This is a genomic window from Evansella clarkii (assembly GCF_002019695.1).
In the GTDB taxonomy this organism is placed as follows: domain Bacteria; phylum Bacillota; class Bacilli; order Bacillales; family Salisediminibacteriaceae; genus Evansella; species Evansella clarkii.
In genome coordinates, this window is sequence record NZ_KV917376.1 from 1 (window position 1) to 14,218 (window position 14,218).

The following is a 14,218-nucleotide window of genomic DNA, read 5'->3' on the forward strand; positions in this document are numbered from 1 at the left end:
CCGTTTGTTTCTGTAATGCTTTAAACAATTCCTTATAGAAATTAAAGGACTACATACTAAGAAGTCCAGGTGTATTAAATGTATTGTATCAGAAAATATTTACAATTTTTTATACAGTTAGTTATAATGTTAAATACCGATGTACCTTTGACTTAAACGTGGGATCTCTTAATAAGTGAAGCCTTGCCGTTTGTTTGAGGACATTGGTTCTTTTATTGGTACAAATATTGTAAAATAGAGATGTGCAGTGACCTTTATGGTGATTCCGACCTTAACTGGAATGGGGCTAGAACAACTAGACCTCTAATATTGGTGTGAGGCACTCCACAATTTATTGGCACTGCACTTATATAAAAAAGGAATCTACTCCTGTCATTTTAGGCAGGATTTTTTTATTTTCTAGGAGGATTTTTGAATATTTTGTCTTATATAAAAAATCAAAAAAAAGACTATATAGAGTCAGAACAAAAAAACAATATCAATTAAGCAGTTGAAACTCTACCGTTGATTGGGGCTATTACTAGACTCCTGTGTTAAATTTGAGATTTAATATCTGGCGATATAATCCTGACATACTACATTGGGCATAAGCTCTCACAGAAACTTGGATAGTCAGATATGTCATACTGCTGTACTAGGAGGAGAAATGACAAAAGATACCATTACTCCATTTAGTTATGGAAATGACGCACAAAACAGGCAAGAAGAACAACGTAAGTTTTATCAGTTTTATGTTGGTATTGATATTGGAGCGAGTTTTCATGTGGCTTCGTGTATCCAGTTTGATGCTTTTTTAGATCCAAAGGGGATTGCTTGGAAACGGACGAAAACCATGAAATTTAACTCTGATAGTGCTGGAATAGCCGATTTTCTAATGGCATTAGAAAAGATTGAAAAACAATTTAACCTTACTAAAAAAGACTTTTTAGTTTTACTTGAGCCAACAGGTGGACATTATTCTTATCTCATTCAACAAGTGCTTTTAAACAAAGGATATGATTTGTATCAAGTAGAAAATAGAGCTGTTGGAGAGTTTCGTAAGAATAATTTAGGTATCACTGAAAAGACAGATTCCATGGATGCGAAAGTAATTTCCTACATGGGGTGGCATAAGCAGTTACATCCACATATGCAGGGTGTATCCCTTATTCGCCCACAATCTGTTCTTCAATCCTTGTTTCGGACGGTAATGCGTGACCGCTGGTATTTAAATGTCCAATTAACACGTAGGAAAAATCAAGTCCAACAACTATTAAAGGTGACTCACCCAGACTTAAATAAGGCGTTTAAAAGCTTATCCAGTCCGTCTGTAATGAAGTTAGTTTTGGAATACCCTACTGCCCTTCACTTGAAGGAAGCTTCGGCTGAAGAGATTTACAATACATTATTAACGGCTGGTGCTAAAAGTGTAGCTAAAAAAGCAGCCAATGTATTGGCTAAGGTTACGCCTTATACGGTCGCCGTGCCAGTTGAACACCTTGTAGGAAGACAAAAATGGCTGATAGAAGAAGCCTTACGACTTGAGGAAAGCATTAAACTTATAGACGAAGAGATTCATACTCTCCTTTGGGGGAACGTTGAAAAGGGGATTGACCCCCACCCATATACCGAAATCCTTATGTCGCTTCCTTTCATAAGTGAAAATATTGCTTGTACACTAATTGGTGTTATTGGAGATATTGAACGATTTAACACATATAAAGAGTTCAAGAAATACCTGGGCGTTTCTTCAGAAAATAAGCAGTCTGGCACTTCAGTAACTGGAACTAGGCAAACGTACAGTGGTGTACGGGACGCACGTAGAGTTCTTTATCAAATCTCTTTAATTATATTGGCAAATGGTCAAAAAAAACCAACCGTTTTTAAAGCATATTATGACCGCAAAGTAGAGGAAGGAATGAATAAGAAGAAAGCTATCGGACACCTTTGTGGTAAAATAGCTGCCCTTATTTATACTCTTCTAAAAAATGGAGTGAAGTATGATCCTATAATACATGCGAAAGCATGTGGTATTAAGGCTGAGCAGTTATATGGCGATAATTTAGATAAAGAGCCACAGTTATTGAAATAGGTGAAAAGAGTTATATCTAACATTATTGTTTATGGATATTTATGTATATTTATGTATTTATTATACAGTTCTCTAAGTCTTTTAAATTGTAGAAACCCCTAAATTTTTGCATGGAATTAGGGGTTTTTCATTATTAATTTTTTATTTTTAATTTCCTAAAGGACTACACTACATTTAAGTGCCTTCTTTCACATGTTACTCCTATGCCTTATTATTAAGTACCACTTGGGCAATTTGTTTTTCTCCATTCTTCTCAAATATCTTATATGTATGCATACCTATTTTCTCTGCAACCTTCTGTGATGGGATATTTTTAAGTGTGGTGTATGAAAATATCTTGGAATAATTCAACACTTCAAATGCATAATTCTTACAAGCGTTCGCCGCTTCTGATGCATACCCTTTATTCCAATAGTTTTTTATAATATGAAAACCAATCTCTGGTACTAATTCATTTTCTATTTCTTGCATTGTAATGCCACAATCTCCAATTAATTTTTCTCCATCTTTTAGAATAACTGCCCATAACCCATGGTTATATTTTTTATAATTATCTATATTCCATTGAATCCAATTTTCTACCTTCTTCTGATTAAAGGGTTCAGGGTAATATTGCATTGATTCAGGGTCAGAAAGAACCTTACATAACTCTCGTGTATCTCCTATTACCAATTCCCTTAAATATAGTCTCTCAGTCTCGATTATTTTCATAGTTTTCACCCTTGTATTGTAATAAATGCTTTTTACTGAATATTCTATTCCAATTTTTTGTATCTCCTGCTTCGTTGGATTTAATAAAAAAATAGGATTGTTACTTATTATTTAAACTCCAAATCCTTTAATTATAGGAATGCTCCCTTTTGGAACAAGAGCAGCGAGAGCTTACTGAGCTCTTGCTACCCGATAGTTGAATAAGAGAAACGACACATTCTTATGCTATCGCTCCTCCATTTGTTTTCAACAACGTTAACTAAACTGCCATCCATACTCCTTAACATTATATATTTTCTATATTTGTCATTTATAAATTACAGACATTGTGTTTCACCGTTTACCGCAATACTTTAAGTAATTTCCTCACAAATTGATTATTTTAATTAAATATACTTTAACATAAAATGCCAACTAATAAGTTAAAAAATTCTGCAACTAGAATGGTTTGGGGAATTATTCAACAAAACAAAAAGACTGGATCACTTACTCTTTTCCAGCCCAAAATAAACTCATTCGAAATCTCGCCCCTTAAACCCCCATTCCACCGTCGCTTATAAAGTAAAGTTTTGCTGCCGAATCCCCGTTTTGGAGTTTTTCTGATTCAAAAATGCCCGTTTCCCCCCGCTTTTTTCAAGTTTTTTTGGGCAGTTAAAATAAAGTTTACCGATAATGGAAGGAAGAGAAAATCGAGAAAAGATAGATGGGGCAAGGGCTGGGCATGAAAAAGACCTGGAAATCGGAAATGTTTATTTTACCGAAAACCAGGTCTAAATCGGAAATGTTTATTTTGGTTAAGTAGTTTACTTTTTAATTAGACATTTACAAAGCAAGCTCCGAGACTACTTCCACTTGTGCAGTTTGTGGGAACATGTCCACTGGCTGGAGGGATTTTAGTTTGTATCCGCCCTTTGCCAGGTCGTTGACGTTTTTTGCTAAGGTAGACGGGTTGCAGGAAACATATACAATACGCTTTGGCTTCACACGGAGCAATGTTTCGATGAACGACCTGTCCAGTCCTGTCCTCGGCGGGTCTACTACAACCACATCCGGGTGCCAGCCTTCCTTCTCCCATTTTGGCAGCCATGTTTCTGCTTTGCCTGTCACATAGTGAGCATGGTGTACACCGTGCGCCTCGGCATTCTTCCTGGCATCCTGGATCGCTTCATCGATGACATCCATGCCTCTCAGTTCAGTCGCTCCATCTGCGAGCCAGAGTCCAATCGTCCCAACACCACAGTATGCATCAACGACTTTCTCTTTTCCTGAAAGTTTTGCTGCTTCTTTTGCCGCGTTATAGAGCTTCTTCGTCTGAACAGGATTGAGCTGAAAAAATGCCCTGGGAGACAGGTTAAAACTGAATTCGCTCATTTTTTCTTCAATTTTATCCTTCCCGAATAGGGTCACTGTTTCATCGCCAAAAACAAGGGATGTTTTTTTCGGATTAATGTTTTGCATAATAGAAGTCACATCCGGAAAGCGCCGTTTTATCTCGTCGATGAGTAATTTACCTTTCGGGATGTCTTTTTCTTTCGTTACGAGCACCACCTGGTATTCCCCAGTTTCAAAACCAACTCTCGTTACGATCGTTCTGATGACACCGCTTCTTTTTCTTTCATTATAAACGGGTATCTTCAGATCCTCGATGATCTGTTTTACTGTATTTGTCACTTTATTTGTCTGGGGGTGCTGAACGGCACAGTCCTCCAGGTCAATGAGCCGGTGGCTGTTTGTGCTGTACAGACCGGCGATAACTTTACCTTTTTCCGTTCCAACCTGGAGCTGGCTCTTGTTCCGGTAATTCCACGGGTCGTCCATGCCGATTGTATCCTTGAAATTGATTTTATCAAGATTAATCTTCGTATATCTTTCAAATGCCTGGCGGACGATATCCTTCTTTGATCTGAGCTGTCCTCCGTACGCCATATGCTGCAGCTGGCACCCGCCGCACTCTGCATATACAGGACAGGGGGGAGCTACTCTGTCTTTTGATTCTTTCCTGATTTTAACTATCTTTCCTGTTGCAAACTTGCCTTCCGCTTTCGTCACTTCACAAACGATTTCTTCGCCGGGAAGCGCACCGGGAACGAAGACAACCTGCCGTTTAAAAAAGCCTACTCCTTCTCCGTCAATGCCCATTCGTTTGATTGTGAGCGGGAAGCGCTGACCTTTTTTGATTTTCAGCTGGCTATTGTCTTTCCCGGTGTCTTTTCGCTGCTGCTTCACTCATTTCACCTCATTGATTAATCAGACTCTAAACTTTCCCATAAATATAATGAAGCATACGTCCTGTATGGCTTCCATGCTTCGGATTTATCTATCATTACCTCTTTAGATGGCTTTTTATCAAGTTTATAATACTTCTTCATCCCGTTCTGTATACCTATATCAGCAACCGGGAATAAATCCAGCCTCCCCAACCCGAACATCAGGAAATTTTCCGCAGTCCAGCGCCCGATTCCTCTAATGGCTATAAGGCGGCTTATTACTTCCTCATCATCCAGACTCTTTAAGCTTTCAAGGTCAAGAAGACCGTCAGTAATGAGCCGGGAAGTATCTATCACATATTCCGCTTTTCTGCGGCTGAATTGCAAGGCTATCAAGTCTTCCGGCTCAAGCCTGCTTACTTTATCTGGAGACGGATAAAACCAGACACCTTCGATTTCTGTACCAAAATTTTGTTTGAATCTGTTAGAAAGAACGAATGCAAAAGACATGTTCAGCTGCTGATGTATGATTGTTTTCATTAAACAGCCATATAATTGAAAATCACACACGAACGGCGTGCCCCGGAACTGGCTGAACAGCTGGTCTAATTCTGTATCCTGAAAGTACTGGTAAATTGTTTCAAGGGGAATATCCCAGTGGAATATTTCATTTAACCTTTTGAAAAGTTTGTCCTGGTCAACCTTGCTATCTGTCACTATTTCAAAAACAGGTTCCTCAAAGCTCCCAGTCTGTGTGACATCCACTACCGCTTGTTTTTCATCTATAAGAAGGGGGATCCTCAATGTTTGCTCTTCCACATTCGTCAGGGCAAGAGGATCAACTGTTAACCGCTTTAAAGCTTGTTTAAAGTTGTACGGACCTTGTACTTTTATTTGTTCGCGCATGGCTGCACCCACCTTTCCATTATACATATTACCATACATAGGCCTCTTCCTTAACTTGGCAGCCCAAAACTCCTTGTGTGTTTGTTAAAATAGAGTGCGACAACGTTATTTAGGGAGAGATGTGTAGTGTCAATCGCGACGGATATTGCCTCGCTGCAGATTATGGCAGAGGTGTATAAGAAAAAAAACTTACAGGACATTCTCGAGAAGACTGTAAACAGTCTTGTGGAACAAGTGCCTTATATTGACTGGTCCGGAATTTATTTTTACGAGAACGGAAAGGAAGTAAGCCTCCTCGCTGCTTCAGACAGTGAAGATGATCTGGCATGGGAATCAAACGGGGAACTGAAATTTCCAATTAAAAATTCTAAAAATGAAAATATCGGGATAATGATCGTACGGACACGGGAAGTGATTGCGTTTGATGTAACTGATGTGAGCACTTTGGAAACAATCGCATCAGCTATCGGTGAGCTTAGTCTCGCTAACTAAACATTTATGTTTCACTGCTGCAGTGCATTGATAAACCCCTGAGCCATTGTTCATGGCGCAGGGGTATTTTTAATCAATAAATCCTTTTTTAATCATCAAATCATCCAGGCTTTTAAATGTATATCCCTGGCTCTCCAGATCATCAATAATTTTAGGCAGAGCTTCCGCATTATCGCTGGAGACAGAATGAAGAAGCATTACCGCTCCAGGATGAATCCGGTTCATTACTGAATCATATGCATGCTTCCAGCCCTTCTGCTGATTTGTTTCCCAGTCTTTATAAGCGAACGACCAAAAAACATTTGTATAACCGAGCTCTTCCGATTTAACGAGTGTTCTTTCACTGAAAATTCCTCTTGGCGGCCGAAGATACCTCATGTCATCGTCACCTGTTACATTTTCATACTCTGTTCTTAAGCTTTCCAGCTCACGTACGAGCCGCTCATCGGACACTTCCGGTAAGCTCGGGTGGTGGTAAGAATGGTTCCCGACAATATGCCCTTCTTCCACCATTCTTTTAACTAAGTCCTCTTCTGTCTTTAAATAATGCCCTGTGATAAAAAAGGCTGCAGGCACTTGTTTATCTTTAAGCACATCCAGTACTTTCTCTGTATATCCATTTTCATAGCCGTTGTCAAACGTAAGATAAATTTCCTTTTTTGTCGTATCGCCGATATAAAATCCGCCATACGTTTTCAGTAACTCTTCAAAATGGGCTTCTGTCGTTGCCGGCTGATTATTTTTTGACGGATTAAAACTCCAGTTATAAGCTTCATTACTGTAGGCCATTACCTGGGAAATAAGCGACAAACTGAATAAACATAAAAGCACTGAATATACGATTGCTTTTTTCATTTAACACCCTCACCTTATTTCTCTTTAATATGTGATAGTGTTATTTTTCAGTTATTCTGGTGTTTTCATACATACCTTATATGTTACCAGCATATTTTTTTACTGCCTCACTCAGTTCGTCTTCAAGTTCTGTAAGGGTAAGTTCATATAAATGCTGATCTCCCTTTTTAAATATTCCTTGCTGGATAAGCTGGCTGATCAGATAATTCTTCCTTGCTCTTATGGCGATTTGAATGTATTTAGACATTTCGCCTTCCCTCCCTTTACTCAACAATGGTATTTTACAGGTCGAAGCTTAGGTCATATTTAAAATAACAAATGCTTCGCAGTTGAACAGTAACTTTGTCAGAAAGGCTGACGGAGAAATTTTACCGGCCTCCTGCAGAGACAAAAAAGAAGCAGTGCCCGTATAGGAGCTCCTGCTTCTTCTGCATATACTCAGACTTAAGAAAATACTTTTTCGCTGTATTGCTGCAGACGTTCGAACGACGTTTTATCCACGTCTTTATGAAGGCTGTTGCCGTGGGAATCCATCGTTACAATTGCTCTGAATCCTTCTACTTTCAGATGCCACATTGCTTCCGGAATACCGAATTCCATAAGATCAACGCCGTCAACTTTTTTAATGCACTCCGCGTAATACTGAGCAGCACCGCCGATTGCATTAAGATAAACTCCTCCATGTTCCTTAAGTGCTTTCAACGTTTTTGGACCCATACCGCCTTTACCCATGACAGCACGAATACCGAATTTTTTCATAATATCGCCCTGATAAGGCTCTTCCCGAATACTCGTTGTCGGACCGGCAGCTTTCACATGCCATTCCCCTTCTTTGTCCTTAAGCATTACCGGACCGCAGTGGTAGATAATCTGTCCATTAAGGTCGATTGGTGCGTCATTGTCCATAAGATGGTGATGAATAGCATCTCTTCCAGTATGAAGGTCGCCGTTAATTACTACCACATCCCCAACCTTAAGCTCACGAATCTGTTCTTCTGTAACAGGAGCCTGGAGGACAACTTCTCTTACCGGCTCTTCAGATGCGGCTGCTGTTTCTGTATCTTCTTTAAAACTGATTTTTTCTCCTTCTTTGTAAAGCCAGTTTTGGATTGTACCGGATTCAGCATCCAGTGTCACTCCGAGACGGCGGAATGCCCAGCAGTTGTATGCAACAGAGACGAAGAAGCTTGCTGGCAGACGGTTAGCTGCGCCGATTTTACAGCCGAGAAGTGTTGCTTCCCCGCCAAAGCCCATCGTGCCGATTCCTAGCGTGTTACCTTTTTCCATAATATAATTTTCCAGCTCAAAGAGTTTTGGATTGTCGTTTATATCGCTTACATCTCTTAGCAGCTGCTTCTTTGCAAGCTCATAGCTGGAGATTCGGTCTCCTCCAATTCCAACTCCGATAAAGCCTGCGCTGCATCCCTGGCCCTGAGCCTGGTAGACAGAGTGAAGGATACATTTGCGGATGCCGTCAAGGTCCCTGCCTGCACGGCCAAGGCCTTCGATTTCCATCGGCAGACTGTACTGAATATTTTTGTTTTCACAGCCGCCGCCTTTAATAATTAGTCTTGCGTCTATGTAATCATTTTCCCACTGTTCAAAATGAATGATCGGTGTCCCGGGACCGATATTATCGCCGCTGTTTTCTCCAGTAAGTGAATCCACAGAGTTCGGGCGAAGTTTTCCGTCCTTAGTCGCCTGGCGGATCGCCTCATAAATCTCCTTTTTCATCTCAATCTGGTTAGCACCAACCGGCACCTTGATTTCGAAAGTAAGCATTCCAGTGTCCTGGCAGATCGGCAGTACATTGTCATCTGCCATATCGATATTCTGTGTGATAGTCGCTAGAGAAAGCGCCGCTCTTGTGCCGGCATTTTCCCGCTCTTTAGCCGCACGGATCGCCCGTCTTACATCGTACGGAAGGTTAGTTGATGTTTCTGTTACGAGTTCATACATACTCTGGCGAAAGTTTTCCAAGTGAAACACTCCTTATATTTCTTCTGTCAACGATTACTATTATACTATGAAACCACTTTCAGTTGGCAGATAATTTCGAAACAGGAGGAAACATGGCAAAAGCACATTAAATCATTTTGCCGCTATCTTCAGTAAAGCACCGTTGAAGTCAGTGACTCTTCTTTTTCCTCGAGGTGCGCTGTCTTGTTTATATAATGAAATTTTGCCTTTCCTGTATCGTCTATTTCAACTTTAGTAATGCTTGTATTGCCAATGATAAAAGGCCGGTCCATTTTTGGCCACTCGTCTCCCGCCATTAAAAAGGTAAGAAGAATGCTTATAAAACCACCATGGGAAACGAGGACTGTCGTTTCATTCTGGTGTTTTTCCTTCAGCAGCCTGATAACTTCCCTGCATCTCTGTGTGATATTTTCTGCAGTTTCTGTGCCCTCCACACCGGAGGTAAGGAGTGACTCATGCTTCAGGTTAGGGTATTTTTCCAAAATATCGATTCTCGTCCGGCCTTCAAATGGCCCCAGACCAACTTCTCTGATTTCCGGCCAGGTTTTTACCTCGAGGCTCCGCTGATCAGCTATCGCCTCAGCTGTCTCTTTAGCACGAACAAGGTCTGAACTGTAAATATTGTCTGCTTTCAAAGAAGCTGAATATTCTCCTAAAATAGCTGCCTGCTTTTTCCCAAGACCGGAAAGAGGATAATCTGCATGCCCTTGAATAATTCCGTGAAGATTTGCTTCCGACTGGCCATGCCTTATAAGATAAAGTTCCATTTCGCCACCCTCTTCTATTTATTCAAGAATAATTGATTTTTTGAGGCTCTGTCAGCAACATAGCTAATAGACCCCTTATGAAAAAAGGACCACCTCTACCGGAGCCCTTTTGCTGGATATATAACTATTTTAACAGCTTACTTCCCATTGATGAAGCAGGGTTTAAGTGGGGGGGATGTTTATTACCAGGGTGGGTAAAAACTGAAAACAGATACAGCTGATTTTGGAGAGCGAATCCAAGCTGGAAAAAAAGGATGAAAACAAAAATTTACAGCAATGCGAAGATAATAACCCGTAAATCGATCTCCCCTTTTAATTTAAGATTATCAAGCTTCTCCTCTAACTCTCTCACTCTTTTTTCAAGCTTTGAAGATCTCGTTTCTGCAAATTATGCTGTTGTTAAGGCACCTGCTGCAACACAGAAAGCAAACAATCCCACTGGACCCACCTCATTTACCTTCAGAGTACGAAAAATTTCAATGCAGCGACATAAAGACTTACCATTACTGTTACAAGGCTGATTAAAAATATAAAGACAATTTTCCCTTGCCCTCTGTTCAGACTGCACAGATTAATTGCCTGGAGACCCATAATCCCTCCACCAACTATCCCTATAATCCCTAAATACGGGTTGACTGCAGACAAGGCAATCCCGCTTATAAACATCAGAAGGCCAAACCAAAAAAATACGTCAAGGCTGGCCACAGCTTCTTTCAGAACCATTTCTCTTGTTCACCTCGTTCCCTATCCATAAAAACCAAGACTGCTGAATAAAAACACACCAGCAAGCACAACGGCCGCCCCTGCTAAAAACACATACATTACTGTTTTCAGGTCTCTCTCCTCAATCCATACAAACACTATCACTATTAAAACAATAATTAACCCGAGAACTATTGCAGCATATGGATTCGACGGTGAAATCCAGTCATACCAGTTTACAGCATCCACTTTTCTGTCCTCCTGCAGTAAAGATTTGTGTTACAGCTTTTGTGTTATCTTCATCTTGTTAATAATCTGCTGGCTACCACATAAAGCCTATTCGCTCTTTTCATAATCATAACTTTATTATAAATTAAACGGTTCTGTACTGACTGAATCTTTATAATTAGTTAATAACTTTGGAAGCTGGATTCGGTAACCTGCTTAAATAGGGGGGTTTTAGTGAAATAACGTATTGAGGTCCTCTTTGACGGGAGGAACGGTTCCTCATTCCGTTATATTGCATATAAACACATCAGCTAAGAAGAAAGACAAGACAATAAACAAACAGAACGCCTGGATAATCCATTCCTGGCGTTCTTGTTTATATTAACTGTGTTTATTTCGATTGTTAATCAATCGTTTACTCATATTCCCGGCGATACTGCCTGCATTTTTCCTCAAGTTCATCAAGCATTGATATAATACGATCAATCTCTTCTACACCAGTTTTTTCCGGGTCGAGGGAATCAAGTGTAGAAACCAGATGGTCAATCCTCTCATTCAGGAGCGCCATTTTATCTTCTTTCCCTGCATGTCCTGCTTCTCTCATTGCCTTCCCCTTTCAAATATCCAATGAAATTTTCCATTATTTACGGTTTTTAATGCTATCCCATTTTAACAAATCTCTTCTCTGTGTCAAATAAAGGCAAACAGAGCCTGCTTTTCCGAACACAAGCCCTGCTCACAGCTTTTAGCTGTTTTCAAACCACTGAGAAGATTTTGTTCGTGGTACCTCTAAAATACCATACTGTGCGGGTTCATTCATTTGCAGTATTAAACTTCAGGTTTATATGATCCTGCAGTGGTATCCATGCTCCGATTCCCTGCTGTGTTACATTTTTTACTTCAAGCCATTTTTCTCCGCCTTTAACGCGAAGGTAAACTTCACCGTATGTTACTTTCCCTTTTTCATTAACAGCTGGCGCATATGCCGATAAGTACCCTACAGAGCCGGGAGCTACATTATAAACACGGTCTGTCTTTGTTCCATAACCAATGACAGTAGAAAAACTCAGCGGCATATTCAGCTTTTCCCTTGCCTTAATCATCATCATTTTCTGAACCATATCTCCGCTTTGCACTTCCGCTGTCAGGCCGCCTTTAATTCTCTTCTGCTGCTCCTGGTTGTAGTTAATCCGCTTCGCTTCCTGTCCGCCCCGGTTATCCACTCTATTCGTGTTTACCTTTTCAAAATCCCAGTTAATTTTTGTTTCGTCTGACTCGTATGCCAGAGGCCACTGTCCCAGATAGATGGATACATTCATGCCTATGGCCATTTTGGAGCTCCGGATGTCTGATTCATTAAACATTTTAATCAGCTCCGGATTCTCAATTTTAATCTCTGTGGACTCGAGCAGTTCACTCGCTAATTCACCAGGATGTAACTTAGGAAGGTCCTGGGCAGGGTTTGGATAGGTGTTATCTTTAGAAATATCCATGGCAGAGTCAGGGACAGAATTCTCCTCAGTCTGCTTTCCATCTTCAGCTGCTTCCACGCTGTACGAAACCAGTCCGCAAAAAAACAATAATGGAAGAAGAAGATATACAAGGGCCTTTTTCATTTTATCACAGCCTCCTAAATGCGCTATTTGAGTGTTAAGTTTCGCTTTTAATTGTAGTTTTACTTGAAAAACCAAAAATTATCCTGTGGAGAGGAAAAATTACCTTTGGAAGCTTCTCATTCAAATTTTGCTGGTCACAAATATTATTTTTGAATTAGACAAGCCCCCTCTGCAACGCTATAACAAGTGTTCGTTCAAAGAAAGGAATACTTATTTTGTCTCGTATTCTGTTCCCTTTAAATACATAACACACTTCTTTCTTAATATTTTTCTTCATTATTAATAGGCCGCCCATCCTGAAGCAGACAGACTGAACCATCTCCACAACACTGATCCCCCGTATAATAAACTATACTTTCTATACAAAAATGTATAATATCTTCAATTATATATTTTTTAGTAAATTCAGAAAAATTACTTTTTAAGTCTATTATCTTTTGATATAATGAACTCGTTAACACGTTTTTGAAACGTGAACATAAATTCGCATCATATAAAAGGGGGATTTTGGATGTTCTGGAGAATGATTGGAAGTAAGAAGTTTATGTTAGCAGCATTTGTAAGCGCATTCTTCATTATGCTGGCTGCATGTGCAGAGGATACTGGCGGAAATGAAAATGGCGCTGAGGCATCGGAAAATAACAACACGGCAGAAGAAGCTGGCAATGACAACGATAATAACAATGAGGCAGCTGCTAATAACAATGATGGTGTTGTTACCTCTGATGATGGAGGCGATCACAACCTGACTGTTTCACACTTCCTGCCGGCTAATCACCCGATTCATCAGAATGTACTTACAACACTTGCAGAGGATATGGAAGAGCGGACAAATGGAAGGATTACTTCAGACATATATGACAATAACCAGTTAGGTGCACCTGGTGCCCATTACGATATGGCTGTTACTGGGGAAGCAGACCTTAGTTTAAGTGTTCATGCTTATTCTTCCGGAAGATTCCCTATCGCTACGGTAATTGATCTTCCGTTCCTTGTAGAATCAGCAGAAAAAGGCGGCGAGATCTTCTGGACACTTTATGAAGAGTTTGAAGAACTGCAGGAGGAACATAATGATACAACTCCTCTCTTCTTATTCTCTGCAGAACCTGCCCAAATTTTAAGCCCGGACAAGAAAATCGAATCTCCTGAAGACTTACAGGGACTCCGGGTGAGAACACCATCACCTGCAGGAGCAGAAATGCTTGAAGCACTTGGAGCAACTCCGGTAACAATGCCAATGGGAGAAGTTTATGAAGCGCTGGAAAGAGGAGCTATCGACGCTGCTATGGCACCGTTTTCCACTCTCGCTGACTATAGTTTCTATGAAGTAGTGGATTATGTAACTGTAGGCAACTTCTCTGCTACCCCATTCTTTGGTGTCATGAACACTGATGTATATAACAGTCTGTCCGATTCTGACAAAGCAGTGCTTGATGACCTCACTCAGTTAGATATGTCCATGCATGCAGGAGCGGTATTCGATCAGGCGGGAGAGAATGGTTATAACGCCGGAGCAGAAAACGGTGTGGAATTTATCGAGCTTTCCGGCGATAACCTCGCAGCATGGGAAGAAGCGTTCCAGCCAATTGTTGATAAATGGATTGAAGATATGGCTGCCCAGGGAGTGCCTGCGCAGGAAATGTATGACAGAGCTGTAGAAATCAGAAACAACTAAACTGATAA

Annotated in this window: 14 protein-coding genes; 3 read left to right on the top strand and 11 right to left on the bottom strand. The window is 40.4% G+C overall.

The window, feature by feature from the left end; all coding sequences use genetic code 11:
• The first annotated feature begins 646 nt into the window (after nt 1–646).
• Nucleotides 647–2,071 carry an IS110 family transposase gene (locus BK582_RS00005; protein ID WP_078592407.1) on the top strand — a complete coding sequence of 475 codons (1,425 nt, stop codon included), beginning with the start codon at nt 647–649 and terminating at the stop codon, nt 2,069–2,071.
• A gap of 201 nt (nt 2,072–2,272) precedes the next feature.
• Here the strand turns inward: BK582_RS00005 and BK582_RS00010 are convergent, their stop codons facing one another.
• The 3 genes from BK582_RS00010 to BK582_RS00020 form a co-directional block, all read right to left on the bottom strand.
• Nucleotides 2,273–2,782, bottom strand: coding sequence for a GNAT family N-acetyltransferase (locus tag BK582_RS00010; protein ID WP_078592408.1), 510 nt, complete (start codon nt 2,780–2,782; stop codon nt 2,273–2,275).
• A gap of 822 nt (nt 2,783–3,604) precedes the next feature.
• The gene (gene rlmD / locus BK582_RS00015) at nt 3,605–5,008 is read right to left on the bottom strand and encodes a 23S rRNA (uracil(1939)-C(5))-methyltransferase RlmD (RefSeq protein ID WP_078592409.1); all 1,404 of its coding nucleotides are present in this window, start codon (nt 5,006–5,008) and stop codon (nt 3,605–3,607) included.
• Nucleotides 5,009–5,025: 17 nt separating this feature from the next.
• Nucleotides 5,026–5,895, bottom strand: coding sequence for a DNA-3-methyladenine glycosylase family protein (locus tag BK582_RS00020; RefSeq protein WP_078597702.1), 870 nt, complete (start codon nt 5,893–5,895; stop codon nt 5,026–5,028).
• A 126-nt stretch (nt 5,896–6,021) separates the two neighbouring features.
• On the opposite strand from BK582_RS00020, the gene BK582_RS00025 reads away from it, so the two are divergent.
• Complete coding sequence (locus BK582_RS00025; protein WP_078592410.1) at nt 6,022–6,387, top strand: GAF domain-containing protein; 366 nt, start codon at nt 6,022–6,024, stop codon at nt 6,385–6,387.
• Nucleotides 6,388–6,456: 69 nt separating this feature from the next.
• On the opposite strand, the gene pdaA is transcribed toward BK582_RS00025, so the two are convergent.
• The 8 genes from pdaA to BK582_RS00065 form a co-directional block, all read right to left on the bottom strand.
• Nucleotides 6,457–7,242, bottom strand: coding sequence for a delta-lactam-biosynthetic de-N-acetylase (gene pdaA, locus BK582_RS00030; protein ID WP_078592411.1), 786 nt, complete (start codon nt 7,240–7,242; stop codon nt 6,457–6,459).
• A 76-nt stretch (nt 7,243–7,318) separates the two neighbouring features.
• Nucleotides 7,319–7,489 (bottom strand): Fur-regulated basic protein FbpA, encoded by a 171-nt coding sequence (locus BK582_RS00035; RefSeq protein WP_078592412.1) that lies wholly within the window; start codon nt 7,487–7,489, stop codon nt 7,319–7,321.
• Between the two features lie 197 nt (nt 7,490–7,686).
• The gene (locus BK582_RS00040) at nt 7,687–9,201 is read right to left on the bottom strand and encodes a fumarate hydratase (protein WP_420841240.1); all 1,515 of its coding nucleotides are present in this window, start codon (nt 9,199–9,201) and stop codon (nt 7,687–7,689) included.
• Nucleotides 9,202–9,350: 149 nt separating this feature from the next.
• Nucleotides 9,351–9,989 (bottom strand): histidine phosphatase family protein, encoded by a 639-nt coding sequence (locus tag BK582_RS00045; protein WP_078592414.1) that lies wholly within the window; start codon nt 9,987–9,989, stop codon nt 9,351–9,353.
• A 459-nt stretch (nt 9,990–10,448) separates the two neighbouring features.
• The gene (locus BK582_RS00050) at nt 10,449–10,712 is read right to left on the bottom strand and encodes a hypothetical protein (RefSeq protein ID WP_078592415.1); all 264 of its coding nucleotides are present in this window, start codon (nt 10,710–10,712) and stop codon (nt 10,449–10,451) included.
• A gap of 21 nt (nt 10,713–10,733) precedes the next feature.
• Entirely contained in the window at nt 10,734–10,940 is a 207-nt protein-coding gene (locus tag BK582_RS00055; protein ID WP_078592416.1) for a hypothetical protein, read from the bottom strand.
• A 394-nt stretch (nt 10,941–11,334) separates the two neighbouring features.
• Nucleotides 11,335–11,523, bottom strand: coding sequence for an SE1561 family protein (locus tag BK582_RS00060; RefSeq protein WP_078592417.1), 189 nt, complete (start codon nt 11,521–11,523; stop codon nt 11,335–11,337).
• 208 nt (nt 11,524–11,731) lie between these two features.
• Nucleotides 11,732–12,535: a YfkD famly protein gene (locus BK582_RS00065; RefSeq protein ID WP_078592418.1), complete on the bottom strand. Its 804-nt coding sequence runs from the start codon at nt 12,533–12,535 to the stop codon at nt 11,732–11,734.
• Between the two features lie 511 nt (nt 12,536–13,046).
• Between BK582_RS00065 and BK582_RS00070 the strand changes: the two genes are divergently transcribed.
• On the top strand, nt 13,047–14,210 hold the full coding sequence (locus BK582_RS00070; RefSeq protein WP_078592419.1) for a TRAP transporter substrate-binding protein: 1,164 nt from the start codon (nt 13,047–13,049) through the stop codon (nt 14,208–14,210).
• Nucleotides 14,211–14,218 lie beyond the last annotated feature (8 nt).